The 25,979-nt window shown below is 65.2% G+C and carries 27 protein-coding genes; 21 read left to right on the forward strand and 6 right to left on the reverse strand.

The genetic code is table 11. The annotated features are described in order from the left end of the window. Nucleotides 1-215 precede the first annotated feature (215 nt). The 5 genes from B9Z03_RS17000 (at nt 216) to B9Z03_RS17020 (ending at nt 6,564) form a co-directional block, all read left to right on the forward strand. Nucleotides 216-1,793: an ABC transporter substrate-binding protein gene (locus tag B9Z03_RS17000; RefSeq protein ID WP_085465292.1), complete on the forward strand. Its 1,578-nt coding sequence runs from the start codon at nt 216-218 to the stop codon at nt 1,791-1,793. Nucleotides 1,794-1,918: 125 nt separating this feature from the next. Beyond that, nucleotides 1,919-3,094, forward strand: coding sequence for an amidohydrolase (locus B9Z03_RS17005; protein ID WP_085465293.1), 1,176 nt, complete (start codon nt 1,919-1,921; stop codon nt 3,092-3,094). Between the two features lie 23 nt (nt 3,095-3,117). Beyond that, nucleotides 3,118-4,095 carry an ABC transporter permease gene (locus tag B9Z03_RS17010; protein WP_085465294.1) on the forward strand — a complete coding sequence of 326 codons (978 nt, stop codon included), beginning with the start codon at nt 3,118-3,120 and terminating at the stop codon, nt 4,093-4,095. Nucleotides 4,096-4,105: 10 nt separating this feature from the next. Further along, nucleotides 4,106-4,936, forward strand: a complete 831-nt coding sequence (locus tag B9Z03_RS17015) for an ABC transporter permease (protein WP_085465295.1) — start codon at nt 4,106-4,108, stop codon at nt 4,934-4,936. Continuing rightward, complete coding sequence (locus tag B9Z03_RS17020; RefSeq protein WP_085465296.1) at nt 4,933-6,564, forward strand: ABC transporter ATP-binding protein; 1,632 nt, start codon at nt 4,933-4,935, stop codon at nt 6,562-6,564. Before B9Z03_RS17015 ends, B9Z03_RS17020 begins: the two co-directional genes overlap by 4 nt. Nucleotides 6,565-6,643: 79 nt before the next feature. On the opposite strand, the gene B9Z03_RS17025 is transcribed toward B9Z03_RS17020, so the two are convergent. After that, the gene (locus tag B9Z03_RS17025) at nt 6,644-7,981 is read right to left on the reverse strand and encodes an NAD(P)/FAD-dependent oxidoreductase (RefSeq protein ID WP_085465297.1); all 1,338 of its coding nucleotides are present in this window, start codon (nt 7,979-7,981) and stop codon (nt 6,644-6,646) included. 91 nt (nt 7,982-8,072) lie between these two features. Between B9Z03_RS17025 and B9Z03_RS17030 the strand changes: the two genes are divergently transcribed. Genes B9Z03_RS17030 through B9Z03_RS17050 form a run of 5 tightly spaced genes read left to right on the forward strand, consistent with a single transcriptional unit; the run spans nt 8,073 to nt 11,882 of the window. After that, nucleotides 8,073-8,780, forward strand: coding sequence for a sigma-70 family RNA polymerase sigma factor (locus tag B9Z03_RS17030; protein WP_244561769.1), 708 nt, complete (start codon nt 8,073-8,075; stop codon nt 8,778-8,780). Beyond that, nucleotides 8,777-9,424 carry a ChrR family anti-sigma-E factor gene (locus B9Z03_RS17035; protein WP_085465298.1) on the forward strand — a complete coding sequence of 216 codons (648 nt, stop codon included), beginning with the start codon at nt 8,777-8,779 and terminating at the stop codon, nt 9,422-9,424. Before B9Z03_RS17030 ends, B9Z03_RS17035 begins: the two co-directional genes overlap by 4 nt. A gap of 2 nt (nt 9,425-9,426) precedes the next feature. Then, nucleotides 9,427-10,227, forward strand: coding sequence for a DUF1295 domain-containing protein (locus tag B9Z03_RS17040; RefSeq protein WP_085465299.1), 801 nt, complete (start codon nt 9,427-9,429; stop codon nt 10,225-10,227). Nucleotides 10,228-10,239: 12 nt separating this feature from the next. Continuing rightward, on the forward strand, nt 10,240-11,283 hold the full coding sequence (locus tag B9Z03_RS17045) for an SAM-dependent methyltransferase (RefSeq protein ID WP_085465300.1): 1,044 nt from the start codon (nt 10,240-10,242) through the stop codon (nt 11,281-11,283). A gap of 35 nt (nt 11,284-11,318) precedes the next feature. Further along, on the forward strand, nt 11,319-11,882 hold the full coding sequence (locus B9Z03_RS17050) for a hypothetical protein (RefSeq protein ID WP_085465301.1): 564 nt from the start codon (nt 11,319-11,321) through the stop codon (nt 11,880-11,882). On the opposite strand, the gene B9Z03_RS17055 is transcribed toward B9Z03_RS17050, so the two are convergent. Next, nucleotides 11,847-12,248, reverse strand: coding sequence for a DUF2177 family protein (locus B9Z03_RS17055; protein ID WP_085465302.1), 402 nt, complete (start codon nt 12,246-12,248; stop codon nt 11,847-11,849). The two genes, B9Z03_RS17050 and B9Z03_RS17055, sit on opposite strands and share 36 nt — an antisense overlap. Nucleotides 12,249-12,371: 123 nt before the next feature. Here B9Z03_RS17055 and B9Z03_RS17060 point away from each other — a divergent pair, with 123 nt between their 5' ends. The 6 genes from B9Z03_RS17060 (at nt 12,372) to dusA (ending at nt 19,288) form a co-directional block, all read left to right on the forward strand. Next, on the forward strand, nt 12,372-12,752 hold the full coding sequence (locus tag B9Z03_RS17060; protein ID WP_139832297.1) for a DUF2147 domain-containing protein: 381 nt from the start codon (nt 12,372-12,374) through the stop codon (nt 12,750-12,752). Then, nucleotides 12,749-14,209: a cryptochrome/photolyase family protein gene (locus B9Z03_RS17065; RefSeq protein ID WP_085465304.1), complete on the forward strand. Its 1,461-nt coding sequence runs from the start codon at nt 12,749-12,751 to the stop codon at nt 14,207-14,209. Before B9Z03_RS17060 ends, B9Z03_RS17065 begins: the two co-directional genes overlap by 4 nt. Further along, on the forward strand, nt 14,206-15,078 hold the full coding sequence (locus tag B9Z03_RS17070; protein WP_085465305.1) for a DUF1365 domain-containing protein: 873 nt from the start codon (nt 14,206-14,208) through the stop codon (nt 15,076-15,078). Before B9Z03_RS17065 ends, B9Z03_RS17070 begins: the two co-directional genes overlap by 4 nt. Before the next feature lie 280 nt (nt 15,079-15,358). Continuing rightward, nucleotides 15,359-17,470: a catalase gene (locus tag B9Z03_RS17075; protein WP_085465306.1), complete on the forward strand. Its 2,112-nt coding sequence runs from the start codon at nt 15,359-15,361 to the stop codon at nt 17,468-17,470. Between the two features lie 26 nt (nt 17,471-17,496). Continuing rightward, nucleotides 17,497-18,006 carry a DUF6894 family protein gene (locus tag B9Z03_RS17080; protein WP_085465307.1) on the forward strand — a complete coding sequence of 170 codons (510 nt, stop codon included), beginning with the start codon at nt 17,497-17,499 and terminating at the stop codon, nt 18,004-18,006. Nucleotides 18,007-18,295: 289 nt separating this feature from the next. Continuing rightward, nucleotides 18,296-19,288, forward strand: a complete 993-nt coding sequence (gene dusA / locus B9Z03_RS17085) for a tRNA dihydrouridine(20/20a) synthase DusA (RefSeq protein WP_085465308.1) — start codon at nt 18,296-18,298, stop codon at nt 19,286-19,288. A 9-nt stretch (nt 19,289-19,297) separates the two neighbouring features. On the opposite strand, the gene B9Z03_RS17090 is transcribed toward dusA, so the two are convergent. Together B9Z03_RS17090 and B9Z03_RS17095 are read right to left on the reverse strand one after the other, a co-directional pair. After that, nucleotides 19,298-19,999, reverse strand: a complete 702-nt coding sequence (locus tag B9Z03_RS17090; protein WP_085465309.1) for a TIGR02281 family clan AA aspartic protease — start codon at nt 19,997-19,999, stop codon at nt 19,298-19,300. 1 nt (nt 20,000) lies between these two features. Next, the gene (locus B9Z03_RS17095) at nt 20,001-20,234 is read right to left on the reverse strand and encodes a DUF1289 domain-containing protein (RefSeq protein ID WP_085465310.1); all 234 of its coding nucleotides are present in this window, start codon (nt 20,232-20,234) and stop codon (nt 20,001-20,003) included. A 138-nt stretch (nt 20,235-20,372) separates the two neighbouring features. On the opposite strand from B9Z03_RS17095, the gene B9Z03_RS17100 reads away from it, so the two are divergent. Further along, entirely contained in the window at nt 20,373-21,362 is a 990-nt protein-coding gene (locus B9Z03_RS17100) for a nicotinate-nucleotide--dimethylbenzimidazole phosphoribosyltransferase (RefSeq protein ID WP_085465311.1), read from the forward strand. Nucleotides 21,363-21,368: 6 nt separating this feature from the next. Here B9Z03_RS17100 and B9Z03_RS17105 read toward each other — a convergent pair whose 3' ends face one another. Beyond that, a complete protein-coding gene (locus tag B9Z03_RS17105) occupies nt 21,369-22,898 on the reverse strand; it encodes a sensor histidine kinase (RefSeq protein ID WP_085465312.1) in 1,530 nt (509 codons plus the stop codon). Between the two features lie 73 nt (nt 22,899-22,971). On the opposite strand from B9Z03_RS17105, the gene B9Z03_RS17110 reads away from it, so the two are divergent. From B9Z03_RS17110 to B9Z03_RS17125, 4 genes are all read left to right on the forward strand, one after another. Beyond that, on the forward strand, nt 22,972-23,589 hold the full coding sequence (locus tag B9Z03_RS17110; RefSeq protein ID WP_085465313.1) for a thermonuclease family protein: 618 nt from the start codon (nt 22,972-22,974) through the stop codon (nt 23,587-23,589). 33 nt (nt 23,590-23,622) lie between these two features. After that, complete coding sequence (locus tag B9Z03_RS17115; RefSeq protein WP_085465314.1) at nt 23,623-24,234, forward strand: glutathione S-transferase; 612 nt, start codon at nt 23,623-23,625, stop codon at nt 24,232-24,234. Between the two features lies 1 nt (nt 24,235). After that, nucleotides 24,236-24,850 (forward strand): uracil-DNA glycosylase family protein, encoded by a 615-nt coding sequence (locus B9Z03_RS17120; RefSeq protein WP_244561770.1) that lies wholly within the window; start codon nt 24,236-24,238, stop codon nt 24,848-24,850. A gap of 108 nt (nt 24,851-24,958) precedes the next feature. After that, nucleotides 24,959-25,444: an Lrp/AsnC family transcriptional regulator gene (locus B9Z03_RS17125; protein ID WP_085465316.1), complete on the forward strand. Its 486-nt coding sequence runs from the start codon at nt 24,959-24,961 to the stop codon at nt 25,442-25,444. 7 nt (nt 25,445-25,451) lie between these two features. Here the strand turns inward: B9Z03_RS17125 and B9Z03_RS17130 are convergent, their stop codons facing one another. Continuing rightward, nucleotides 25,452-25,931, reverse strand: a complete 480-nt coding sequence (locus B9Z03_RS17130; protein ID WP_085465317.1) for a DUF3299 domain-containing protein — start codon at nt 25,929-25,931, stop codon at nt 25,452-25,454. Between the last annotated feature and the right edge of the window lie 48 nt (nt 25,932-25,979).

A 25,979-nucleotide genomic window follows, 5' to 3' on the forward strand; every position in this document is an offset into this window, starting at 1 on the left:
GTCGCAGCGTGGGGGCCTGTCGCCGGTCGACACATATGATCCCCGCAGATGTGTTGCCGAGACATTGAACGCCATGCGCGGCATTCCCTAGAGTGTCGAAAATACCGCGTCGCGAGGCGTGCTCGTTGTCAGTGAAACAAGCGGTTGGGGAACCGCAGCGCCGGGTGCCGCAGGCATCGCATCGGCAGCTGTTCGATCGAAGAAGGAGAAATGAAATGAATCGGCGGGAATTCAATCTGATGCTGGCGGCCACCTTCGGCTCGTCCGCCTTTATGGGGCAGGCCTTCAGCCAGGAGGCCGGCGGGACGCTGACGGCGATCATCCAGCCCGAGCCGCCGATCCTGAACCTGGGGCTGAACCAGCAGACGCCCACCGGCGTCGTGGGCGGCAAACTCTATGAGGGGCTGCTGTCCTATGCCAAGGATCTCACGCCGCAGCCGCTGCTCGCCGATTCCTGGGAAATTTCCGAGGACGGCCTGACTTACACCTTCAAGCTGGTCCAGAACGCGAAGTGGCACGACGGCCAGCCCTTTACCTCGGCGGACGTGCTCTTCTCCTGCAAGTCGCTGCTGCCCGAGACGCATCCGCGCGCGCGGGCGGTTTTCGACCGTTGCGAGAGCATCGAGGCGCCCGACGACTTCACGGTCGTCTTCAAGCTGAAGAAGCCTTTCCCGGCCTTCATCATGGCCTTCGAGACGGCGTCGGCGCCGATGCTGCCGCGCCATCTGCTGGAGGGGAAGGACTATCGCAAGGACGGCGCCGAACAGCCGCCGATCGGCACCGGCCCGTTCCGCCTCAACGAATGGGTGAAGGGGTCGCACATCCATCTGACGGCGGTCGACGACTACTACCGCCCGGACCAGCCGAAGCTGAAGGAGATCTTCTACCGCGTCATTCCCGACGCCGCCTCCCGCGCCGTGTCGCTGGAGCAGGGCGAGACGCAGCTGGCGCAATGGCAGGACATCGAGCCGTTCGACGCCGAGCGCCTGTCGGCACTCGAGCATCTCGACATGACGACCGACGGCTACGAATATTTCTCGCCCATGGTGTGGATCGAGCTCAACTGCCGCCGCCCGCCGATGGACGACAAGCGCTTCCGCCAGGCGCTGATGCACCTGATCGATCGTGAGTTCGTGCGCGACCGCATCCTGTTCGGCCTCGCCAACGCGGCCACCGGGCCGATCTCGTCGTCGATGCGCTTCTACGATGCGGACGTGAAGACCTATGAGCCGTCGGTCGAGAAAGCGGTGGCGCTGCTCGACGAGATGGGGCTGAAGCCGGGTGCCGATGGCGTGCGCGCCACGCTGAAGTTCACCATGGTGCCGGCGGGCGAAGTCTGGACGCGTATCGCCGAATATGTCCGCCAGGCGCTGGGCGCGGCCGGTATCAATGTCGAACTGCAGAGCAACGATCTTGCCGGCTGGGTCGCCGCCGTCAGCAATGGCGACTTCGATATCAGCGGCAACCAGCTCTACCAGAACGGCGACCCGGCCCTGGGCGTGGCTCGCACCTATGTCTCGTCCAACATCCGCAAGGGCGTCATGTTCTCCAACACCGCCGGCTATTCGAATCCGAAGGTGGACGAGCTGTTCGAAGCGGCGGCCATCGAGCTCGACGAGAGCAAGCGGCAGGCCTACTACACGGAAGTGCAGCAGCTGCTCGTGGAGGAAATGCCGGTGCTGTGGCTGTGCGAGCAGAGGTATCCGACGATCTACGACAACAGGCTCAGGGACGTCGTGACCTCGTCGACGGGGGTCAACGCCAACTTCGCCACGACCCACTTCGCGGCCTGATCGCCAGAAGAAGATGTCGCCGGCGCCCGCCCGGGCGCCGGCACATTGTCTTGCAGCGCGCTCGCGTCTGCGCTTCATCCGTGTAACGCGGCCGGCGGCCGCGCCGAAGGAGACTTCAAGCCGACATGATTTCGTATTTCGACGACGCGGAAATTGCCGTCCTGCAGACGTGGCGGCACAAACTGCACCAGTTTCCGGAGATTTCGGGCGAAGAGGTCGAGACCGCCCGCGAAGTGGTCTCCTTCCTGGCCGACACCGGACCCGACAAAGTCGTCACGGAACTCGGCGGTCACGGCGTCGCGCTGGTCTATGAAGGCGCGGCGGAAGGGCCGACGGTGCTGCTGCGCTGCGAGCTCGACGCGCTGCAGATCCACGAGATCTCTGACCTTCCCTATCGCTCGCGCAACGACGGCAAGGCGCATATGTGCGGCCATGACGGGCACATGACCATGATGGCCGCCGTCGCCCGCCATCTCGCCCGGCACAGGCCCGCGCGGGGGAGGGCGGTCCTGCTGTTCCAGCCGGCCGAGGAGACGGCGCACGGCGCAGAGGCCGTGCTCGCCGATCCGAAATTCGCCGAGATCACGCCGGACCACTCCTTTGCGATCCACAACATGCCCGGCCTGCCGCTCGCCCATGTCGCCGTCGCCGCCGGCCAGATCACCTGCGCCTCGATGGGGCTGCGCATCGAGCTCGTCGGCAAGACCGCGCATGCGTCCATGCCCGAATCCGGTATCTCGCCGGCGACGGCGGTCGCCCGCATCATCACGGGGCTGAAGACGCTGGAGGCGGGCGACACCGTCGCGCAGGGCTTCCGCCGGGTGACGCTGACGAACGTGCAGATGGGCAAACCCGTCTTCGGCATTACGCCTGGCTCGGCCGAGCTGCGCATGACCCTGCGCAGGCCGGAAAGCGACGGGATGCCGGCGCTGGTGGAGGAGGTGCTGGAGATGGTGCGCAGGGTCGCCGCCGACGAGCGGCTCACCGTCACTCATTCGACGCACAATTTCTTCCGGGCCTGCGTGAACGATCCAGAGGCCGCGGCGGCCTTCGAGCACGCGGCTGCGCGGATGAACCTGTCACATGTCACCGACTACGTGCCGATCAGGGGCGCGGAGGACTTCGGCCTCTTCGGATCCTGCTCGAAGTCGGCGCTTCTGTTCATCGGCTCGGGCATGGACCGGCCGATGGTGCACAACCCCGACTACGACTTTCCGGACGAGCTGATCCCCGTCGGGGCCGGCCTGTTCCTTGGCGTCCTCGACCAGCTGCTCGGATTCGAGCGGCCGGGCGAACGGTAGATTCGAAGGTCGCAGCACGTCCGATGTCGGTCATTTCCCGCCTGTTGGCCAAGCTCATCGGGATCGTCTTCACGATCCTCGTCATCGCCACGATCAACTTCGTCCTGATCCATTCGACGCCGGGCGATCCGGCGCTCGTCATCGCAGGCCAGTCGGGCGCGGCGGACGCCAAGTTCATCGCCGAAATCCGCGCCCAGTACGGCCTGGACCAGCCGTTCCTGGTGCAGCTCGGCACCTATATCGGCAAGGTGCTGCAGTTCGATCTCGGCTATTCCTACCGGCAGCGCGCCGATGTCAGCCAGCTGATCCTCGAACGACTGGGACCCACACTGCTGCTGACGCTGTCCGCCTTCTTCCTCTCCCTGATCGGCGGCGTACTGTTCGGCGCCTTCGCGGGCCAGCGCCAGGGCAAGTGGTCTGACCTCGCCATCTCGCTGCTGTCGCTGCTGCTCTATGCGACGCCCGTGTTCTGGCTCGGCCTGATGCTGGTGCTGATCTTCTCGATCCAGCTCGAATGGCTGCCGGCCTTCGGCTATGCCAGCATCCGCTCGTCGAGCTTCGGCCCGCTGGAATATGCGCTCGACGTGGCGCGCCACCTGATCCTGCCGGTCGTCACGCTGGCGGCCATTTATATGGCCGTCTACACGCGGCTGATGCGTTCCTCGCTGATCGAGGTGTCGCACGAGGACCATGTGCGCACCGCGCGCGCCAAGGGGCTGAGCGAACCGCAGATCCTATCGCGCCACATGCTGCGCAACGCCGCCGTGCCGGTGGTGACCTTCGCCGGCATGCAGGCGGGCGCGCTGATCGGCGGCGCCGTGGTCGTCGAGACCGTGTTCTCCTGGCCGGGGCTCGGCCGGCTAACCTACGACGCCGTCACGGCGCGGGACTATCCCGTGCTTCTCGGCCTCTTCCTCATCATGTCCGTGCTGGTGATCGCCACCAACCTGCTGAGCGACTTCCTGCACCGGCTCATCGATCCGCGCATCAAAGGCCGATAGGAGAAACGCAATGCGGGATTTCATGCGCACGTTTCTGCTCCGCCCGGCCGGGATGGTGGGGATGCTGCTCCTGGCTCTCATCTGCCTGCTCGCGATCCTGGCGCCGCTGATCTATCCGGCCTCGCCCTGGGAAATGAGCGGCGCGCCGTTCAGCCAGCCCGGCGAGAACGGCATGCTCCTGGGCTCCGACACGCTTGGGCGCGACATCGCGGCCGGCATCGCACACGGGGCGCGCGTCTCCATCCTGATCGGCCTTGCCTCGACGCTGACAGCGCTCTGCATCGGCGTGCTGCTCGGGTGCATCGCGGGCTATGCCGGCGGCATGGTCGACAGCGCGATCGTGCGCTTCACCGAGATCTTCCAGACCATCCCGAGCTTCGTGCTGGCGATCCTCTTCGTCGCCATCCTGACGCCTTCGATCGGCACGATCATCCTGGCGATCGGGCTGGTGAGCTGGCCGCCCCTGTCGCGCCTCACACGCGCCCAAGTGAAAACGGTCTCGCAGCGCGAATTCGTCCAGGCGGCGCGCTGCCAGGGGCAGTCCACAATCTCGATCGTGGTGCGCCACGTCCTGCCCAACGCCATCTCGCCGATCATCGTGGCCGGCTCGCTGACGGTCGCGGCTGCGATCCTGATCGAGGCAGCACTCTCCTTCATGGGTCTCGGCGATCCCAACTTCATGAGCTGGGGCTACATGGTCGGCGCCGGACGCACCGTGATCCGCCAGGCGTGGTGGATGAGCGTCTTTCCGGGGCTCGCGATCCTGTTGACCGTGGTCGCGATCAACCTCGTCGGCGAGGCCCTGAACGACACGCTCAACCCGAGGATTTCCCGAGCATGACCGCGCCTTTGCTTGCCATCGAGAACCTGGTTCTCGGCCTGCCGCAGGGCGCCGACCGCAGCCGCGCCGTCGACGGGATCAGCCTGACGGTCGACCGCAACGAGATCGTCTGCCTCGTGGGCGAAAGCGGCTCGGGCAAATCGATGACGGCGCATGCGATCCTGGGCCTGCTCCCCGCCAAGGTGAAAGCGCTTCAGGGCGAGATCCGCTTCGGTGGCAAGGACCTGCTGTCGCTGCCGCCGCGCGAGATGCGGGCCCTGCGCGGCAGCCGGATCGCGATGATCTTCCAGGAGCCGCTCACCGCACTGAACCCGCTGGCGCGCGTCGGCCACCAGGTCGGCGAGGCGATCAGCATTCATGGCCGCGCCAGCGACGGCGACGTGGAGGCCCGCGTCGTCGAGCTGTTCGGCCAGGTCGGCCTGCCCGATCCGGCCTCGATCGTCTCGGCCTATCCGTTCCAGCTTTCGGGCGGGCAGCGCCAGCGCGTGATGATCGCCATGGCGCTCGCCAACGATCCGGAACTCCTGATCGCGGACGAGCCGACCACCGCGCTCGACGTCACGACCCAGCGCCAGATCCTCGACCTGATCCTCAGCCTGCAGCAGAAGCGCGATATGGGCGTGTTGTTCATCACCCATGACATCGGCGTCGTCGCCGACATCGCCGACCGCGTCGTCGTGCTGCGCCACGGCAAGGTGGTGGAGCAGGGGGCCGCGGCCGCGGTGCTCGACACGCCGCAGACCGACTACACCCGTGACCTGCTCGACGCCGTGCCCGGCCGGGGCGCCATTCGCCTGGCCGGGAACGAGAGCGCGCCGCTGCTGGAGATCAAGCAGCTGCACAAGGTGTTCGTGACGCGGCAGAACCTGTTCGCCAAGCCGCGCCGCGTCGTCGCGGCCGAGGGCATCGATCTGGTCCTCAAGCGCGGCGACACGCTGGCGGTGGTGGGGGAGAGCGGTTCCGGCAAATCGACGCTCGCGCGGATGGTCCTGCGGCTGATCGAACCCGACGACGGCGCAATCAGCTTCGACGGCGCCCCGGTCCGCGCAATGAGGGGCGAGGCGCTGCGGCAGTTCCGCCGCAGGGTGCAGATCGTCTTCCAGGATCCCTACGCCTCGCTCGATCCGCGGCTGAAGATCGGCGAGAGCATCGTCCGCGGGCCGATGGCGTTCGGCGCGTCGCGCGCCGAAGCGACGGCGACCGCGACCCGCTGGCTGAAGAAGGTCGGCCTCGGCGCCCAGGCGCTGAACCGCTTCCCGCACGAATTCTCCGGCGGTCAGCGGCAACGCATCTGCATCGCCCGTGCGCTCGCGCTCGACCCGATCTGCCTGATCGCCGACGAGGCTGTGTCGGCGCTCGACGTGTCGGTCCAGGCGCAGGTGCTGAAACTTCTGTCGGACCTGAAGGCCGAGATGGGCCTCAGCATGCTCTTCATCACCCACGACCTGCGGGTGGCACGCGAGATCGCCGACCGCATCGTCGTGATGCAGAACGGCCGCATCGTCGAGCAGGCTCCCGCAGCCGAACTCTTCGAGACGCCCCGGGCCGACTATACGCGCCGCTTGCTGGACGCGGTTCCCGGCCGTGACTTCTTCGAACGAAGGGCTCTGGCCGCTGCCAACGTATAGCTCGCGTCAAGCGGCGGCGTGGTGTGTCGCGCGAGCTAAGTAGATGGAGCGACCCGCTCTTACGGAGTGATCGGTCGCTTCATTCTTCCGCCGATGGTATCCGGCAAAAGATGCGGTCGGTGTCACCATTGACAACCCACGGCCGTTTCACGTCGCCGAGATTTTCGGCAACCGCCAGGCCGGCCTGGATCGCGTCCTCATGAAAGCCCGATCCAAAGTAGGAGCCGCAGAACCAGGTGTTTCTCACACCCTGCAGCGACCAGAGCCGGCTTTGTGCCGCGAGTGTCCCTGCGTTGAACAGCGGGTGCTCGTACACGCCACGCCACAGAACCTTGTCGGCTAGAGGCTCAACGAGCGGACTAAGTGTAACGAAGAACGGCGCCTTGTCTTCGATACCTTGAAGCCGATTCATCCAGTAGGTCACGCATGGCTTACGCAGTGCTTCATTTTGATCGGCGGAGTGTGAGAGGTAATTCCAACTCGACCAGATGTTTCGTCGCCGTGGCATGAGGCCGGGATCGGTATGCAACAGCGTCTCGTTGCGCCCGTAAGAGAACGCCCCCAGCAATCGGGATTCTTGTTCGGAAGGGTCGGCCAGCATTCTCAACGCCTGATCGGCATGCGCGCCGATGACGACGTGGTCGAACCATTCGGGCTCCGCGCCGGAAACCGAGATTTCGACGGCGCCGTTCACGCGTCGTATCGCAGTGACTCCGGCACCTGTGCGCACGCGATGGCGAAAAGGCGAGACGAGTTTTTCCACGTAGGCGCGGCTGCCCTCTTCTACCGTGCGCCAGACCGGCCGCCGGAAGAACTGCAGCAGGCCGTGATTTTCACAGAAGCGGATGAAGGCGACCGCCGGATAGTTGCCGATTTCGACGGCAGGGGTGGACCAGATTGCCGCCGCCATCGGGTAGAGATGATCTTCGCGAAACGCGGTACCGAAGCCGGCTGCATCGAGATACTCATCCAGGCTCGCGGATGGCCCGATGCGGCGCACGTCCCCCGGCGCGTCGCGATAGAAGCGCACGAGATCGCGCAGCATCGACCAGAATCTCGGACGTGCAATGTTGCGCCGCTGCGCAAACAAGCCGGCGAGGCTGCCGCCCGAATATTCGAGCTTGCCGCCATCCATGGAAACCGCAAAGGACATGGTGGAGGCCTTTGTCGGAACGTTCAGGTGGGAAAACAGCGCCGACAGGTTAGGGTAGGTCAGGTCATTGTAGACGATGAAGCCGGTATCGACGCGCGCCGCGCCCGTATCGATCGTGTGGCAGTGTCCACCTATGCGCCGCTCCGCCTCGAAGACGGTCACCTCATGCTGCTGGTCGAGCAGCCAGGCTGCTGAAAGTCCGGCAATGCCTGTTCCGACGACTGCGATCTTCAGCGGACGGTCGGAACTCGGAAAATGGCGCATTGCTATCCTGGGCCCGGCGCGGGCAGCTGTCGATCTGGATCTCTAGTTCCGCTAGGTTCTACGCGCGGTGGAGCAGGATGGATCACCGGGGGTGGCCTCGCTCGCTGGGGAGATCTATCTGTGCCGCGTGATCCGCTTCCAGGTGCGAAGCGTAGAAGGGGCGATGCATGAGGCGACGGACCATACTTATGAACCCAGACGCCGGGCGGTTCCGCTCCGGCGAAGGTTGGGCGTTGTGAGCGAGGAATCTCAGCTGCCTCCAGCGGCTGACGAGCTTGCCGGTTTCATTGCCGCAGTTGCGGCGCGCGGCGATCGCGAGGCGTTCGCCGCGCTCTTCAAGCATTTCGGCCCCCGCCTGAAGACGTTCTTCATGCGTGGGGGCATGTCGTCGGCGGTGGCAGAGGACATCGTGCAGGAGGCGATGCTCGCGGTCTGGCGCAAGGCGTCGTATTTTGATCCGGCGCGTGCCGGGGCGGCGACCTGGGTTTTCACCATCGCGCGCAATCTGCGGATCGATTACCTTCGCCGCCAACGCAGCCCGAACGAGCTGCCTTCCGAGCCAGAAGAGCTTCCACCGTCACTGGAGGAAGCGCTGATGGGGGCCGAGCGCGAGAGCCGCGTCCGCGAGGCGCTAGCGCTGCTCTCGACCGAGCAGCAGACGATCATTCGGCTCTCTTATTACAGCGAGAGATCGCAAAGCGAGATCGCGGAAGAACTGAAGATTCCGCTTGGCACGGTAAAATCAAGGACACGGCTGGCGATGAATCGCCTGCGCGCGATTCTGGAAGATGACGCATGACAATTTCCCATCACGCCACAGACGAGACGCTGCTTCGCTACGCTGCAGGCACGCTCGCAACCGGACCGAGGATCGTGGTGGAAGCCCATCTGTCGGGATGCCCTGTTTGCCGAGCGCGCGTGCGCGAGTTCGAGGCATTGGGCGGCGCGGTTTTGGAAGAGACCGAACCGTCGCGGCTTCCTGCCAATGCGCTTGCGAACGTTCTGTCCCGCATCGATGCAGGTGAAATGTCCGAGCCTGTTCGCTCGGATATGCCGGTTCATATAGACGGCGTGCGCCTCCCTGACTCGCTGCGCGGCTGCGACATCGGCCGCTGGCGATGGATCGGACCGGGAATGCGCATGAGTAGGGTCGGTGTCCCGGGCGATCCGGACGCCAACCTAATTCTTCTCAAGGTCGGACCGGGGCGTGCGCTGCCGGACCACGGCCATGTCGGCGCGGAGTTCACCCATATCGTCTCTGGCTCTTATACCGATCGGTTGGGGCAGTTCGGACCAGGTGACCTTGCCGAAGTCGACGAAGACATCGAGCACCAGCCGATCGTCGACCCGGAGGAGGACTGCATATGCCTCGCGGCCATGGAGGGGCGAATGCGCTTTAACGGTTTCATCGGACGGCTGCTCCAGCCCATCTTCGGGATATGACGATGACGCCGGCGACGCTTTTCATAGGCATCGCCGTCCTGCTCAGCCTCGCCATGGCGGTGGCTTGGCTTGTCGTGGCGCGCGGCGCCAGGTCCGGCTGGATCGACGCGTCCTGGTCTTTCTTCGTGGGCATCGCCGGAGTAGCTGCCGCGCTCATGCCAGTGGAAGGCTGGGAGGGGGATTGGCCGCGCCGCATAGGCGTCGCGGGAGTAGCCGCCGCCTGGTCCCTGCGACTGGGTCTTCATATTGCGAGCCGCACGATGAGAGGTGGAGACGATCCGCGCTACGCTGCGCTCAGACAAGAGTGGGGAGACGACTGGAATGGCCGGCTTTTTGTTTTCCTCCAGATCCAGGCGGCGGCCGCGTTCCTGCTTGCGACGACCATTTTCCTCGCAGCACGCAATCCCGTGCCGGTCGTGCAGTGGAGTGACCTGGCCGGACTGGTCGTCCTCGCGGCGGCCATCGCCGGGGAGGGGGTAGCCGACGCGCAACTTGCCCGCTTCGCTCGCAATCCCGCGAACAGGGGAAGGGTCTGCGATGTTGGGCTCTGGGGTCTTTCGCGTCATCCCAACTACTTTTTCCAATGGCTCGGATGGACGGGCTACGCGATCGTGGCCATCTGCCCTTTCGGCGTGTGGCCCTGGGGTTGGGCGGCGCTGGCGGGCCCCGCCATGATGTACTGGCTGCTCACGCGCGCCTCCGGCATTCCCCCGCTGGAGGCCCATATGCTGCGCTCGCGCGGCCCAGCTTATGCCGACTATCAGGACCGGGTGAACGCCTTTTGGCCGGGCCCGCAGAACTGAGGAGACGCCAAGATGAGCCTCGCCACAACTGCCATCGCCGCCGCTGAACGCCTTCCTCTTCCAGATGCGGCTCTGCGTTTCGGGGTGAACCGGCTCGTCGCCCGCACAAGTCGAGAGCTCGCGGCGGGCGGCGGAGCGCAGGCGCGCGATTTCGCCCGGGCCATGGAGGATTGGCCGATTGCAGTGCATGTCGAGCAGGCGAACGAGCAACATTACGAGCTTCCACCTGCCTTTTTTCAGATCGCGCTCGGGCCGCGCAGGAAGTATTCCTGCTGCCTCTATGCGACGGCAGAAACAACGTTGGCCGACGCCGAGATCGCGGCATTGGAAGAAACCTGCGCCCATGCGGCGCTGGAGGACGGGCAGGACGTGCTGGAGCTGGGCTGCGGGTGGGGCTCCCTGTCACTGTTCATGGCCGAGCGGTTTCCAGCCTCGCGTATCGTCGCGGTCTCGAACTCCACGCCGCAGCGTCTTTACATCGAGTCAGAAGTCGAGCGTCGACGCTTGAAGAACCTGACTGTGCTGACCGCCGACATGAACGCCTTCACCACGGACGCAACGTTCGACCGTATCGTATCGGTCGAGATGTTTGAGCATATGGCCAACTGGCGCGCGCTGTTTGCACGCGCGCGGTCGTGGATCAGGCTGGATGGATACATGTTTCTCCATGTCTTCACGCACCGTGACAGCCCCTACCGCTTCGACCATGCCGACAAGGCTGACTGGATCGCCCAGCATTTCTTCACAGGCGGCATCATGCCGAGCCACGACCTGGCGGATCAGTTCGGCGAGGTGTTCGCAGTCGTACAGGACTGGCGCTGGAGCGGGCAACATTACGAGCGCACAGCCTTGGACTGGCTACGCAACTTCGATAGCAATCGGGCGGCAATCGAGGCGATTTTCAGGAACGTCTACGGCACCGAAGCCTCTCTCTGGATGCGGCGCTGGAGGCTGTTTTTCCTGGCAACGGCCGGCCTCTTCGGCCATGCCGGCGGCGAGGAATGGGGCGTCAGCCATTACCTGCTGAGGCCAGCCTCGCCGAAGGCAGTGCGGTGACAGCGAGGTCGAGCTTCCGCCACGCGGCTGCGGCCATGCGCATCTATGCGGATCATCCTGATCCGCGAGTGGCGGCCGCCAACTACATCTCATTGCTCGTCGCGTCGAACCAACCGTTCTATCCGATCTACGTATGGTGGCTGGTCGGAGATGTGGGGCCGGCCCTCTACACCTTCCTGTCTACGCCGTTCTTCCTGGCGGTGCCGGCACTGGCACGAAGAAGCGCGATCGCGGGACGGGCGCTCCTTCCGCTGGCCGGGATCGGCAACACGCTGCTTTGCGCGAAGCTGTTCGGCGTACAATCCGCCGTTGAAGTGTTTCTCATCCCGTGCGCGGTTCTTGCTGCGCTGCTGTTCCGGCCGACGGAGAGAATGGTTGGATTGCCCATCGTGGGCCTGGCCTTCCTCTCCTTCCTTGTCCTGCACGGTCGCTACGGCATTCCCGTGGTTGCCTATGGCGCGCTGGAATACGAGGCGCTGATGCGGCTCAACGCGGTGAGCGCGTCGGCACTGACCGTCCTGGCCGCGATTGTTTTCTCGAACATGCTTGCGAAGGCGGAAGGTTCAGCCGAAACGGGAGGCGGCCAGAAATCCCGCTGACGCGCCGATGGCGGTGACAAACGTTCCCCACATCATGTCCGCCAAGGTGATCGTCAGCGGCCAGTCTCGCAAGGTTGCGTGATTGGTGAGATCGTAGGTCGCGTAGGCCACAAACCCCAGCACGGCGCCATTTACGACCGCTTTCGCGAGTCCCCCTTCCGTGAGCGCCGGCATGACCGCGAAGAACACGATTCCGGCGACGTAGATCAGGTAGAAGGCCACAGCCGGAGCGAGAACGAACCGTGGCTCCAGCTTGTCGCCAAGAAGGGGGCGGTAAAGCGTGTCGGCCATGATCGTCAGCCAGACGGCGTCGATGACAAGGAAGGCCGCGCCGGCGGCGACATAGGCAATGATTGCGCTTTTCATGGCTGTCCTCATATGGCCGCCGCTTCAACACATCTTTTTACGGTTCCGTCGGCAATTGGATCACCCGGGAGTGAACCGACCGACGCATCTGCGCGTATGAACAGCGCAACAGGACGAATGGTCATGAAGAACCTGGCTCTCGCGACAATCTCCCTGACTGTGCTGGCAGGCGCATCCCTTGCCGCGGGCGAAGGGACGGATCCCGCTGGCGTATGGCTGCGCGACGACGGCAACGCTCGTGTCAAGATAGCGTCCTGCGGTGAGGCCCTGTGTGCCACCAATCTGTGGATCGGCGACAGCAGCGGCGGCGAAGAGGTCGGCGACATGCTTGTCATGACCGTCAAGCCGGAATCGAACGGTGAGCTCGTCGGGACCGCGTATGACCGCAAGCGCGACCGCACCTATTCGATCACCATCGAGAAGAAGAATGGCCGGCTCGTCACCCGCGGCTGCCTGCTCGGCCGGTTGCTGTGCCGGGATGTGAGCTGGACGCCTGCACAGTGAATTCTCGCACTGAGACGCACGCCAAGCCGGCACTCGTGCTGTTTCGCAACGACCTGCGTGTGGGCGACAATGGTGCGCTCTCGGCCGCGGCCGCGACGCACAAGCCGCTGATTGCCGTCTATATCCTTGACGAGGAAAGCGAAGGGGTGCGGCAGCCCGGCGCCGCTTCGCGATGGTGGCTCCGCAACTCTTTGGAAACGCTCGTTCAGCGGCTCGACAAACTTGGGGCGCGGATGGTGCTGCGGCGCGATCGGATGCGGTCCGCGGTCACCGATCTACTGGATGAGAGCGGCGCAGACGCCGTATTCTGGAACAGGCGCTACGACCAAGGCGGCAGTGCAGGCGACGCCAGGTTGAAACAGGAGTTGCGCGAGCGCGGCCTGCGCGTCGAGAGCTTCGACGGCCACCTGCTGCACGAGCCATCTCGCCTCGTTACCCGTGCCGGCGGTTTCTACAAGGTATTTACGCCCTTTTGGCAGGCGCTTTCAGGAGGGACGGAACCGCGCGATCCGGTAGACGCACCCGAAAAACTGAACGGCTACAGCGGCAAGATTGCGTCGCAGCACATCAACGAGTTGCTTCCGCTTCCGACTTCGCCCGATTGGGCCGGCGGACTAAGGGAAAGCTGGACACCCGGCGAAGAGGGTGCGCATGCCTGTCTCGAGAACTTCCTTTCAGGTGGGCTGGATGCTTATGCGGACGGGCGCGATTTCCCTGGACGCGAGACCACCTCGCGCCTCTCGCCGCACCTCGCACACGGCGAGATAACCCCCCATCAGATACTCGCCGCCCTCCGGGAGCGTGCCAGGAAAGCGTCCAGCTCCGATATCGCCAAGTTCAGGAAGGAGATCGGCTGGCGCGAGTTCTGCTACCATCTGTTGTTCCACAATCGGCGGCTTCACGAGAAGAACTTCCAGCCGACCTTTGATAATTTCCCATGGGTGACCGATCAAAGTGCCCTGCGCGCATGGCAGCGCGGCCAGACGGGCTACCCGATTGTCGACGCGGGAATGCGCGAACTGTGGCGGACAGGCACGATGCACAACCGCGTGCGCATGATCGCCGCCTCCTTCCTGACGAAGCACTTGCTGATTGACTGGCGCGAGGGCGAACGCTGGTTCTGGGACACGCTGGTGGATGCAGATCCGGCCAGCAATCCCGCGAACTGGCAGTGGGTCGCGGGTAGCGGCGCGGACGCGGCGCCCTACTTCCGGATCTTCAACCCGGTGCTGCAGGGCGAGAAGTTTGACCCCGACGGGCAGTATGTTCGCCGCTGGATCCCCGAACTCGCAGGGCTGCCGAACCGTGTGCTGCATAGGCCATGGGAAGCCGCGGCCTCGGTGCTGGATACGGCGGGCGTGACGCTGGGCAAGACCTATCCGTGGCCTGTCGTCGACCACGCGAAGGCGCGACAGCGCGCCCTGGCGGCATACAGCAGGATGCGAGGCGAAGGATGACCGCGTCACCCGTCTCGACCGTGGCGGCGAATGGTGCGCCGCCGGCAAACGCCGGGACACTTTACGTTGGCGAAGTCATGCACCAGCGGCTGAAGCCGTTCGGTCACCGCTTTACCTATTCGGTGTTCTCGCTGCTTGTGGATCTGGACAGACTTGACGAACTCGACGGCGCGTCGCGGCTGTTGTCGGTGAACCGGCCGGGGGTGGTCTCCTTCAAGGAAAGCGATCATGCCGAGCGGCCGGGCGAGACGCTTCGGCAACTCGCGGACCGCCTGCTGACGCAGGCAGGGTTTGAGCGACCGGCCGAGCGTGTGCTCCTGCTCTCCTATCCGCGGATCCTGGGCTATGTGTTCAACCCGATCTCCGTCTACTTTGCCTATGATGAGAACGGCAGTCTGCTGGCACTGATCTATGCAGTGCGGAACACGTTCGGCGAACGCCACGCCTATGTGGCTCCGGTGCGGCCGGGTGATGCGGGGCCCGCCGGAATTCGCCAGACATGCTCCAAGGTGCTGCACGTCTCGCCTTTTGTGGGCATGGATGCTCGATACAATTTTCGGGTGCTGCCCCCAGGCCGGGTCGTTCGGATCAGAATTCACGAGTCGGAGGGCGAGACCCCGCTGCTGGCGGCGACCTTCGTCGGCAAAGCGCGGCCGTTCAACGACTCGACCCTTCTTGGCTGTCTGGCTCGCTTCCCTTTGATGACGCTGAAGGTGACAGCCGCCATCCACTGGCAGGCGCTGAAGCTGTGGGTGAAGGGCGCGCGCTTTCATAAAAGCCCGCCGCCACCTCCGCCCTCGAGCTTCTGGAACCGGGGAGGCTCAGTGGGCGACAGTCCCCATTCCGTCCGCGATGCGGACCGAAGATGATCCTCGATCTGAAGACGAAACAGATCGCATAGAACCTTACGACTTGGCAGACGGCGCGCGTCCGAACAGGGGCCCGCGAAACCGGCGGCAGGCGAGGTTCCAGCCAAACGCTCGATGCCATTTTCCGGACGTGACCGCTTGGAAGGCCTGGCTGGCCGGAAGGTAGAGCAGGGCGGGCCTCACGCACGAACTCGTCGATCGCTCGCACGCAGGAACCGAAACGAGCATCGCAGCATTGTGGGAGAACTGCCAAGCCGCACATCCTCCGGAGGAAACAAGAATGGCCAAGAGGTCTAGACAGTCGACGGACAGGTCCGCGACCATCCATGATCAGAAGCTCGTGCGAGGAAACGGAGGGGAACTTCACCAGATCGCCGGCGGCGACACCGAGGTCCTGACCACCGCCCAGGGAGGCCCGGTGGCCGACGACCAGAATACACTGAAGGTCGGTCAGCGCGGGCCGACGCTGATCGAGGATTTTCATTTCCGCGAGAAGATCTTCCATTTCGATCACGAGCGGATTCCCGAGCGTGTCGTCCACGCCCGCGGCTATGGCGCCCATGGGTTTTTCGAGACCTATGAATCCCTCGCCGCCTATACGCGCGCCGATATCTTCCAGCGGGCCGGCGAGAGGACGCCTGTCTTCGTGCGCTTCTCCACGGTGGCAGGCTCGAAGGGCTCGTTCGACCTGGCGCGCGACGTGCGCGGCTTCGCCGTCAAGTTCTACACGAAGGAAGGCAATTGGGACCTTGTCGGCAACAATATCCCGGTGTTCTTCATCCAGGATGCCATCAAGTTTCCGGACGTCATCCATTCCGTGAAGCCGGAGCCCGATCGCGCCTTTCCTCAGGCCCAGTCCGCGCACGACAATTTCTGGGACTTCATCAGCCTGACGCCTGAATCGATGCATATGGTCATGTGGGTCATGTCCGACCGGGCCATTCCGCGCTCGTTCCGGTTCATGCAGGGCTTCGGCGTGCATACGTTCCGGCTGGTGAACGCCAAGAACGAATCCACTTTCGTCAAGTTCATCTGGAAGCCGAAGCTCGGCATGCAGTCTGTGGTCTGGAACGAGGCCGTGAAGATCAATGGCGCCGACCCGGATTTTCATCGCCGCGACCTCTGGAATGCCATTTCCTCAGGAGACTTCCCTGAATGGGAGCTCAACCTGCAGCTCTTCGACCAGGACTTTGCCGACAGCTTCGACTTCGATGTTCTGGACCCGACCAAACTCATCCCGGAAGAGGTCCTCCCGCCCGTGCCGGTCGGGCGTCTGGTGCTCGATCGGATGCCGGACAACTTCTTCGCCGAGACCGAGCAGGTCGCGTTCATGACGCAGAACGTGCCGCCCGGTATCGACTTCTCCAACGACCCGCTGCTCCAGGGCCGCAACTTCTCCTATCTCGACACCCAGCTGAAGCGGCTCGGCAGCCCCAACTTCACACACATCCCGATCAACGCGCCGAAATGCCCGTTCCACCATTTCCAGCAGGACGGGCACATGGCCATGCGCAACCCGGTCGGACGGGTGAACTATCAGCCGAACTCGTGGGGCGACGGGCCGAGGGAAAGCCCGGTGAAAGGCTTTCCGACTTTCGCCAACCCCGAGGAGGGTCAGAAGGTCCGGCTGCGTCCGGAAAGCTTTGCCGACCACTACAGCCAGGCGAGGCAGTTCTTCATCAGCCAGACGGCGACCGAGCAGCGGCACATCGTGATGGCGCTGACCTTCGAATTGAGCAAGTGCGAGAACCCTGTCATCCGCGAGCGGATGATCGCGCATCTGCTCAATATCGACGAGACGCTGGGCAGCGCGGTGGCCGACAAGCTGGGTATCACGAAGCTGCCCAAGCCGGCCGATGCGGCGGTTCCGCCGCGCGACGATCTCCTGCCCTCGCCAGCCTTGAGCATCATCGAGAATGGACCGGAGAGTTTCGCAGGCAGGAAGGTCGGCGTGCTCGTGAGCCCCGGCGCCGACGCGGCGTTGCTGAAGAGGTTGCAGTCGGCGATCGAGAAGGAGGGCGCAGTGATGGAAGTCGTTGCGCCGAAGGTCGGCGGCGTCGAGGCGGCGGACGGCAGCTGGATCGAAGCCAAGCACATGATCGACGGTGGGCCGTCCGTCCTGTTTGATGCCGTAGGGCTGATCCTCTCCGAGGAAGGTGCCGAACGCCTGGCCGGCGAGGCCGCAGCGCGTGATTTCGTCGCCGATGCCTTCGCGCATTGCAAATTCATCGGCTTCTCCGACGGGGCCCTCCCGTTGCTGGAACGGGCCGGCGTCGATCCGAAAGTGGACGAGGGCTTCATCGGTCTCGACAGTCCGAAATCCGTGGCCAAGTTCATCGAATCCTGCCGGAGGCTCCGTCTCTGGAGCCGGGAGATGGCGGTCCAACTGTAGCCGGAGAGGCATCCCGGGAGGCTCTCATGCAGATCATTCGCACCGACGTCGAACGTGCCACCACGTCGACTGGGGAACCCGTCCTGCGCGTCTTCTTCCGAGGGGAGGACGGGGACTGCGTCACCGTCGACATGGCGCAGGCCGAGGCCGGCAACGACGCGGCGGTACTCGACCGCGCACGGGCGATCCTGGTTCAGACCGCCACATTCGATCTCGCGGCAAACGATTACGACATCCAGAGCAACGGCAATTTCGACGAGGTCGCCGTCACTGCCGCGAACGACGAGAACGGCGGTGTCTACATTTTCGAGTATCGTGACGGGGAGGGTAGCCGACAGGTTCCTCCGTCCAGTATGCCAAGCTTCGAAGCCGCGCGCGAGGAGGCGGTTCGCTGCGCGATCGATCTCCTGGCCGACCTGGAGCCGGGCACGGATGCGCTCTCCGGCTGGCTGGTGCGGGTGCGCAGCCCGACCGGCGATCTACTCTGCTCGATCGACGTGCAGGAGGCAGAGGCCATCCGCCAGTCGAGGGAATGACCGGCAGGACACTCGAGAAGGCTGACAGTGTCGATCAGTCGCCTGATCTGGATCACCTCGTCGTACTTGCCGAGTCCGTTTCAGGCTCTCGAGGCTAAACAGCTGCAGCTCGTCCAACGGCCTTCATGTTGTCGACGCGAAGGTCTATAAGATCGCCAAGATTGTTGATCCCTGGACGCGCTTTGGTGCCGGTGCTTTGCCTTGGTGGATATCGCTTTCGGTGTCGCTCTCATATCAGGCATCGGAGCGCACAAAGGCGTAGTCGCTCATGATTACTGCTTAAAAAAACATGACATATCAATCACATAGATTTGCCATCGCACCGATGATGGACTGGACGGACCGGCATTGCCGGTTGCTGCATCGACAGCTGTCGCGGCATGCGTTGCTCTACACCGAGATGGTGGTGGCCGATGCGGTGATCCATGGCGACCGTCAGCGGCTGCTTGGCTTTGATGCGGTCGAGCACCCGGTCGCCTTGCAGCTTGGCGGGTCGGATCCGCAGAAGCTGGCGGAGGCAGCGCGGGTCGGGGCGGACTTCGGCTATGACGAGATCAACGTCAATTGCGGCTGTCCGTCGGACCGGGTCCAGTCGGGCACGTTCGGCGCCTGCCTGATGCGCACGCCGGGGCTGGTCGCCGAAGGTGTCGCCGCGATGAAGCGGGCGGTCGACGTGCCGGTGACGGTGAAATGCCGTATCGGCGTCGACGAGCAGGACACGGAAGTCGCGCTCGACGCGATGGCGGAAGCGGTGTTCGCCGCCGGGGCCGACGCACTGTGGGTGCATGCGCGCAAGGCCTGGCTGGAAGGCCTGAGCCCGAAGGAGAACCGCGACATCCCGCCGCTCGACTATGGCCGGGTCTATCGGCTGAAGCAGAAATATCCGAACCGGTTCATCGGCATAAACGGTGGAATTCACTCGCTGGATGAGGCTGAGGCGCATCTTGCCCATGTCGACGGCGTGATGCTCGGGCGGGCCGCCTATCATACGCCGGACATCCTTGCGGAGGTGGATGCGCGCTTCTACGGCGCGCCGGCGCGCGCCTTCGATCCGGAGGCTCTGATCGAGGCGATGGCGGAATATGCCGGGCGGCACATCGCGGCCGGGGGCAAGCTGGGACAGGTGACGCGGCACATGGTGGGGCTCTTCCATGGCCGAAAGGGCGCGCGCCGCTTCCGCCAGATCCTGTCGACCGAGGCGACGCGGCCGGGCGCAGGGCCGGACGTTATCCGCCGCGCCTATGCGGCCGTCGAAGGCGAAGCGGGCCGCGAGGCGGCCTGACGAAGAGCGTCAGTCGATCAGCACCATGCGGTCGCCGCGCACGTCGTAACCCGACAGCGAGTTGAGGAAGCTCATCCCGAGCAGGCTGGTGTCCAGCACGCCGGGCTGGGCCACGAGCACGACCTGCCTTTGCCTCACGATGTTGCCGACGCGGATTTCATCGGCGGTAACGCGGGCGGCGCGCGTCATCCCGTTGGCCGTCGAGATCGGGATGTCGAAGGACAGCGCGCCGATGTCGAAGCCGGCGCTGGCCGCGTCGGCGCTGGTGAGCACCGTGGTCGTGGCGCCGGTGTCGACGAGGAAACGCACGCTCCTGCCGTCGACCTCGGCGCGCGCCTGGAAATGGCCGTCGCCCTGCTTGTCGAGGAGCACGGTCCGGCTGCCGTCCGAGGCCGTCATCGAGATCGGGCTGCCGGGAATGAGGCCCGCGGTCAGCCGACTACCGATGTCCTGCAACTCGTAGCGGAACTGGTAGACGGCGATGAAGGCGACGATGATGACCAGCCACATCGCAAGGCTGCGCCCAACCGTGCCGATCGGAATGCCCGAGCCGAGGATGCCGGACGCCACCACCGCGCCGAAGATGCCGAGATAGAGCAGGCGGCCGAAATCCTGGTCGGCCATGTTCAGAGCCTGCCCGGACCCGCCGAAGACGAGGAAGACGAGGCCGGCGGCCATGACGGCTGCGACGAACCACCAGACGCGGTCCATGTCAGAGGCCTTCCGCCCGTTCGCGCGCTAGGCGGCTGCGCCGGGTTTCGCGCCGGGGGCGCCGCTCGACCGTCTCGAGCCGCGCGGGGAGCTCGGCCATCACGGCGCGGCGCGTCTCCGGCGTCATGGAGAGCCACGCACCGATCTCGTCGCGCGTGCGGCCGCATCCGAAACAGTAGCCGGTCTTCATGTCGATCGAGCAGACCAGGATGCAGGGGGATTCGATGGCAGCCAAGGCGTCGTCCTGTGCGGTTGACAAGGATGTGGGCCAATCGACCGGTCGATGCAAGGCCCCGCGCTTATGCCGTTGGCCTCATTGTGCTGCGGCGGTCGACGCGTTAGAGCGCGCCATTCGAACAAGTTGGGTCCGCTCATGTCCACCGAACATCCGCTCGACGATTTCCGCGCGCTGCTGCAGCGCATGCCGGCGCTGGACGCGCAGGCGGGGGGCGCAGCGCGCCAATTGTTCGAGACGCAAGGGGCGGGCGAGAGCCGCCTCGCCGACGTCGCGGCGCTGATCGCCGCCGTCACCGGCGGGCGGCCGTCGATGAGCCGGCCGTCGCTGGCGCTGTTCGCAGGCGCGCACGGGATTGCCCGCCACGGCATCTCGTCGCGGCGGATGGATGCGACGCTCGCGACCGTCGCCGCCTGCGGCTCGGGCGACGCGCCGGTGAGCCATCTCTGCGCGGCGAACATGATCGGGCTCAAGGTCTACGACCTGGCGCTGCACCTGCCGACTGGCGATATCTCGACAGCGCCGGCGATGGACGAGCGCAACGCGGCCGCTACCATGGCCTTCGGCATGGAGGCGATCGCCGGCGGGGCCGACTGCGTGCTGGCCGGATCGATCGCCTCGACCGGCGACGAGACGGTCGCGACGGCACTGTTCTGCGCCTTCCACGGCGGCGATCCGGCCGAATGGCTGCCGGAGGGCGATCATGCCCTGCGCCGCGCCGAACTGGTGTCGGCCGCACTCGGGACCCATCGCGCGGTGCTCGGCGATCCGCTGGCGGCGCTTGCGGCGCTCGGCGGACGCGAGTTCGCCGCCATGGCGGGTGCCATCCTGGCGGCGCGTGTCGAGAAGGTGCCTGTGATCCTGGACGGGGTGACGGCGCTCGCGGCCGCCTCTGCCCTGTGGGCCGCCGATCCTGCAGCCATTGCGCATTGCATGCTGGCGGATGCGCCCGCGGGCGCCGGGCAGCGTGCGGCGGAACGGCTGGGACTGGTGCCGCTGCTGGGCGAAGGGCTGGCGGGGGGCGAGGGCACGGCGGCGGCGCTGGCGACGGCCACCGTCCGCGATGCGCTCGCGCTGCATGCGGGGTTCGCGGCGCAGGCGCGCGCGGCAACTCATCACCATCACTGAGAGAAATCAGGCGGCGCGGGAATCCCGGCGTCCGCCCTGCGCCGTCGGCACGGCCGGCAGGCTTTCCATCACGCGCGAGCGCGGGAAGATGGCGATCGCCTCGGTGCCTTCGCGGATCTTCGAGCGCAGGTCGAACTCGCCGCCATGCATGGCGACGAGGCCCTGGACGATCGGCAGGCCGAGCCCGGTTCCCTGCTCGGCGCTCTTGATGGCGATCGCGCCCTGGCCGAAGGCCGCGAGCACGACCGGGATCTCGTCGGGCGGAATGCCGGGACCATTGTCCCTGACCGAGAGATACTGGCCGCCGCCTGCGGTCCAGCCCACCTTGACCTGGATCTCGCCGCCGGTCGGCGTGAACTTGACCGCGTTGGAGAGCAGGTTGAGCGCGACCTGGCGCACGGCTCGCTCATCGGCAAACAGCCGCGGCAGGCCCTGCTCGAACTGCTGGACGATGCGGATGTCCTTGGCGCGGGCCCTCAGCTCCATCATGTGGCAGCACTCCTCGGCCGTCTCGGCGAGATAGAGCGGCTCCTCGTGCAGCCGGTAGCGCCCGGCCTCGATGCGCGAGAGATCGAGGATCTCGTTGATCAGGTTGAGCAGATGTTGTCCCGACGCATGGATGTCGTTGGCGTAGTCCCGGTAGGTGGCGTTGCCGATGGGGCCGAGCACCTCGCTTCCCATCACCTCCGAGAAGCCGAGGATGGCGTTGAGCGGCGTGCGCAACTCGTGGCTCATCGAGGCGAGGAAGCGCGACTTGGCGAGGTTGGCGTCCTCGGCGCGCCGCCGCGCCTCGTCGGACATGGATTTCGCCGTCTCCAGCTCGGCGATCAGGTAGTCCTTCTCGGTGCGGAAGGACAGGAATGCCAAAGCCGACTGGTTGAGATGGGTGGAGACGTACATGAAGAAGGGCAGCGCGGCGAAGACGAGTCCGGCCATCAGCACCTCGACCGGCTCGCGGTAGTCGATGGCGAACGCGGCGAAGACGAGCACCGGAAACGTGAATGTGGCCACAAGCGCGCCGCGCAGCGCATAGGCGAGGATCGCCGTCGCCGACAGAGCGAGCAGCAGCACTACCGCCTTGACCACCGGCAGCGGCTGGATCTGGCAGGCATCGCAGTGCAGCGTGGCGAAATAGGCCCAGCCGAGGCCGGAGACGACATGCGCGGCGAGGAACAGGCGGCGGGTCTTCTCGGCATCGATCGCCTGCGCCTCGCTGCGGTCGGTCCGGCGGGCGACGACCGCGAGCGCGGCGTAGCAGGACACGGTGATCAGCGCCCAGACGAGGATGTCGACGCCCAGCCCGATGAAGATGCCCGCCAGCGCGATCGCCATGACCAGGATGGGGATCGCAGTCGCTCCGTTCAGCGTCGCGCGGGCATGGTGCTTGAGCAACTCACGGTCGAAGACGGGATTGCCGGACTTCTGCGCGAGCTGGTCGCGCGTCTTGCGCACCGCGCGCGCGACCTCGCTGTTGCGGTGCGCCTTCGTGCGGTCCACAATATTCTTGTCTGCCGTCGTCGAACGGTTGAGCGCCATAAGGTGCCGGAATTTCAGGTCTCTGATGCCAAAGGGAAAATTACTTCCGAATGATTAAGAGACCCTTCCCGAAATGAGACGCATGCAAGGCGGCGGGCGTTATCGGCCGCGCAGGGCAACCTACAGGCGAAGTGCCGGCCGCCGCTATGCCGAATACGCGCTGACATTCGTCCTGTTCATGGCGCTTGCACTGGTCGCGGCCCGCCTTGACCGGACGCAGACCGTGCGTCCGGAGGGCAGGGCGGTCGTCAATGACGGCGACACGATCACGCTGGCCGGCGAGAGGATCAGGCTGCGCGGTATCGACGCGCCGGAATACGACCAGACCTGCACCCGGGCCGGCGCGTCCTATCCATGCGGGCGCCAGTCGCGGCGCGAACTCGAACGACTGGTCGCCGGGCGCTCGGTCGCCTGCGAGGGCTGGGAACGGGACAAATACGACCGCCTGCTCGCGGTCTGCCGCGCCGGCGACATCGACCTCAACCGCAGGCTTGTCGAAGAGGGGTGGGCGATCGCCTATGGCGACTATGCCGACGCCGAGCGGGCCGCGCGCGCGGCGGCCAAGGGCATCTGGGCCGGCGAATTCGACCGGCCGCGCGCCTGGCGCGAGCTGAAGGGCGGTGTCGCCGAGGCCGAGCACAGCGCCATGCAGACGATTTTCAACTGGATCAGGCAGGTGCTCGGCTGGTAAGTCGAACGGGTATCGACGAACGGGAGGAAGGACATGAAGCTCTATGACGGCGGACGCGCGCCCAATCCGCGCCGCGTGCGCATCTATCTGACGGAAAAGGGACTTTCCGTGCCGCTGGTGCCGATCGACATGGGTGCGCTCGGCCACAAGTCGGAGCCCGTCGCTTCGCTCAACCCGCTGAAGCGCCTGCCGGTGCTGGAGCTGGACGACGGCACTATCCTGACCGAAACGATCGCGATCTGCCGCTATTTCGAGGAACTGCATCCCGAACCGCCGCTGTTTGGCGTCGGGGCGCTCGGCAAGGCGCGCGTCGAGATGTGGCAGCGGCGGATAGAGCTGAACTTCTTCGCCGTGGTCGCCAACGCCTTCCGCCACATCCATCCGGCGATGAAGGAATGGGAGATCCCGCAGATCCCCGAATGGGGCGAGGCAAACAAGCCGAAGGCGCTGGAATTCATGCATCTTCTCGACCGGGAGCTCGCGTCGCGCGAATTCGCCGCCGGCGACGAATATACGGTGGCCGACATCACCGGCCTCGTCTCGATGGACTTCCTGAAGCCGGCGCGCATCACCGTGCCGGATGAGCTCACCCATCTGAAGCGCTGGTATGCGGCGATCGCGGCGCGGCCGAGCGCCGGGGCGTGACGTGGAGCAGAGGCTGCGGGCGCTGGCGAATGACGCCCGCGCATGCCGCATCTGCCGCGACGCGCCGCTCGGCAAGCCTCTGCCGCACGAGCCGCGGCCGGTGCTTTGGCCGTCCTCGACGGCGCGCATCCTGATCGCGGGCCAGGCGCCTGGCACGAAGGTCCATGCCAGCGGCATTCCCTTCGACGACCGCTCCGGCGACAGGCTGCGCGACTGGCTCGGCGTGACGCGGGCGGAGTTCTACGACAACGACCGGTTTGCGATCCTGCCGATGGGCTTCTGCTTTCCGGGGCAGGATGCCAAGGGCGGCGACCTGCCGCCACGCCGCGAATGCGCGCCCGCCTGGCGCAGGCCATTGATGGACCTGATGCCGCAGATCGATCTCGTGCTGGCAATCGGCATCTATGCGCAGGCCTGGCACATGGGGAAACAGCGCGGCGTCAGCCTGACCGAGACGGTCGCGCGCTGGCGTGAGATTTTCGAGGCGAGTGCCGCCCCCCATGTCCTGCCGCTGCCGCATCCGTCATGGCGCAACACCGGCTGGCTCAGGCGCAACCCGTGGTTCGAAGCCGACCTCGTGCCACTTTTGAGGACGGAAGTGAGGGCGCGGTTCTGAGCCGTTGGAATTTCATCCTCCAATGGGTGCTCTTCGAAGTGTGATTTTGCCTTGAAATGACATTCCTGAATCTGGCATTTGAAAGAAAAAACTTGCCGGAGAATCCCGATGGACCGCCTCGACCGGAAAATACTTCGCCTCCTCCAGGAGGATTCGACGCTCGCCGTCGCCGACGTGGCGAAGAAGGTCGGCCTGTCCACCACGCCCTGCTGGCGCCGCATCCAGAAATTGGAGGAGGAAGGCGTGATCCGCCGCCGGGTCGCTATCCTCGATCCGGTCAAGGTGAATGCGCGGGTGACGGTGTTCATCTCGATCCGCACCTCATCGCACAGCCTCGAATGGCTGAAGCGCTTCTCGGAAGTGGTGCAGGAGTTTCCGGAAGTGGTCGAGTTCTATCGCATGAGCGGCGATGTCGACTACCTGATCCGGGTCGTGGTGCCCGACATCGCGGCCTATGACGCGTTCTATAAGCGGCTGATCGCCAGGATCGAGATCCGCGACGTGTCGTCGTCCTTCGCGATGGAGCAGATCAAATATACGACGGAGCTTCCGCTCGACTACATGGTGCTCGACAAGGATTCGGCGAACGCCTGATCGACGGCTATTTGGCGAGCCTTCGCCAGGGATTTCCAATTCCCGCCGGCGGCGGAGCGCCCGCCGTGTGGACAACCGTTGCGCGGGCGATGGCGTAAGCGCTGTCGAGCTGCTTCACACCGTCGATCATCAGCACCTGCTGGCGCTCTTCGGCGGCGATCAGCCTGCCCGAAACCGTGACAGCCTCGTAGATCTCCTCCAGCCGGAAAGGCTCGGCCAGGGAGACGCGCACGAGCTGGTTGGGCGGGGGCGCCGCGGTGTGGATGCAGGCGCCCGCCCAGGGCACGAGGAGGAACTCGTAGACGAGGTCGTTCTCGCGATCGACGGGAAGCAGATAGCCGTCGAGGCGCACGTCCAGCCCCGCCGCCGAGGGCGCGACGGCAAGTTGCTTCCAGGAGACGGGCCGTGGCCCCTCCTCAGCCGCGGCGAGCCCCTGCGGCATCATGGCAAGACATGCGAGCGCGAATGCGCGCAGCAGGTTTTCCATTCGGGAAAGCCCTTTCGACACGTCGATTGAAGCGCCGCGCGAAGCGCG

Source organism: Mesorhizobium australicum, from assembly GCF_900177325.1.
In the GTDB taxonomy this organism is placed as follows: domain Bacteria; phylum Pseudomonadota; class Alphaproteobacteria; order Rhizobiales; family Rhizobiaceae; genus Mesorhizobium_A; species Mesorhizobium_A australicum_A.

What these genes read in the sequence shown, in the direction of transcription:
- B9Z03_RS17000 (WP_085465292.1), top strand. Translation starts at nt 216, where the DNA reads ATGAATCGGCGGGAATTCAATCTGATGCTGGCGGCCACCTTCGGCTCG.
- B9Z03_RS17005 (WP_085465293.1), top strand. Translation starts at nt 1,919, where the DNA reads ATGATTTCGTATTTCGACGACGCGGAAATTGCCGTCCTGCAGACGTGG.
- B9Z03_RS17010 (WP_085465294.1), top strand. Translation starts at nt 3,118, where the DNA reads ATGTCGGTCATTTCCCGCCTGTTGGCCAAGCTCATCGGGATCGTCTTC.
- B9Z03_RS17015 (WP_085465295.1), top strand. Translation starts at nt 4,106, where the DNA reads ATGCGGGATTTCATGCGCACGTTTCTGCTCCGCCCGGCCGGGATGGTG.
- B9Z03_RS17020 (WP_085465296.1), top strand. Translation starts at nt 4,933, where the DNA reads ATGACCGCGCCTTTGCTTGCCATCGAGAACCTGGTTCTCGGCCTGCCG.
- B9Z03_RS17025 (WP_085465297.1), bottom strand. Translation starts at nt 7,981, where the DNA reads ATGCGCCATTTTCCGAGTTCCGACCGTCCGCTGAAGATCGCAGTCGTC.
- B9Z03_RS17035 (WP_085465298.1), top strand. Translation starts at nt 8,777, where the DNA reads ATGACAATTTCCCATCACGCCACAGACGAGACGCTGCTTCGCTACGCT.
- B9Z03_RS17040 (WP_085465299.1), top strand. Translation starts at nt 9,427, where the DNA reads ATGACGCCGGCGACGCTTTTCATAGGCATCGCCGTCCTGCTCAGCCTC.
- B9Z03_RS17045 (WP_085465300.1), top strand. Translation starts at nt 10,240, where the DNA reads ATGAGCCTCGCCACAACTGCCATCGCCGCCGCTGAACGCCTTCCTCTT.
- B9Z03_RS17050 (WP_085465301.1), top strand. Translation starts at nt 11,319, where the DNA reads ATGCGCATCTATGCGGATCATCCTGATCCGCGAGTGGCGGCCGCCAAC.
- B9Z03_RS17055 (WP_085465302.1), bottom strand. Translation starts at nt 12,248, where the DNA reads ATGAAAAGCGCAATCATTGCCTATGTCGCCGCCGGCGCGGCCTTCCTT.
- B9Z03_RS17060 (WP_139832297.1), top strand. Translation starts at nt 12,372, where the DNA reads ATGAAGAACCTGGCTCTCGCGACAATCTCCCTGACTGTGCTGGCAGGC.
- B9Z03_RS17070 (WP_085465305.1), top strand. Translation starts at nt 14,206, where the DNA reads ATGACCGCGTCACCCGTCTCGACCGTGGCGGCGAATGGTGCGCCGCCG.
- B9Z03_RS17075 (WP_085465306.1), top strand. Translation starts at nt 15,359, where the DNA reads ATGGCCAAGAGGTCTAGACAGTCGACGGACAGGTCCGCGACCATCCAT.
- B9Z03_RS17080 (WP_085465307.1), top strand. Translation starts at nt 17,497, where the DNA reads ATGCAGATCATTCGCACCGACGTCGAACGTGCCACCACGTCGACTGGG.
- dusA (WP_085465308.1), top strand. Translation starts at nt 18,296, where the DNA reads ATGACATATCAATCACATAGATTTGCCATCGCACCGATGATGGACTGG.
- B9Z03_RS17090 (WP_085465309.1), bottom strand. Translation starts at nt 19,999, where the DNA reads ATGGACCGCGTCTGGTGGTTCGTCGCAGCCGTCATGGCCGCCGGCCTC.
- B9Z03_RS17100 (WP_085465311.1), top strand. Translation starts at nt 20,373, where the DNA reads ATGTCCACCGAACATCCGCTCGACGATTTCCGCGCGCTGCTGCAGCGC.
- B9Z03_RS17105 (WP_085465312.1), bottom strand. Translation starts at nt 22,898, where the DNA reads ATGGCGCTCAACCGTTCGACGACGGCAGACAAGAATATTGTGGACCGC.
- B9Z03_RS17110 (WP_085465313.1), top strand. Translation starts at nt 22,972, where the DNA reads ATGAGACGCATGCAAGGCGGCGGGCGTTATCGGCCGCGCAGGGCAACC.
- B9Z03_RS17115 (WP_085465314.1), top strand. Translation starts at nt 23,623, where the DNA reads ATGAAGCTCTATGACGGCGGACGCGCGCCCAATCCGCGCCGCGTGCGC.
- B9Z03_RS17125 (WP_085465316.1), top strand. Translation starts at nt 24,959, where the DNA reads ATGGACCGCCTCGACCGGAAAATACTTCGCCTCCTCCAGGAGGATTCG.
- B9Z03_RS17130 (WP_085465317.1), bottom strand. Translation starts at nt 25,931, where the DNA reads ATGGAAAACCTGCTGCGCGCATTCGCGCTCGCATGTCTTGCCATGATG.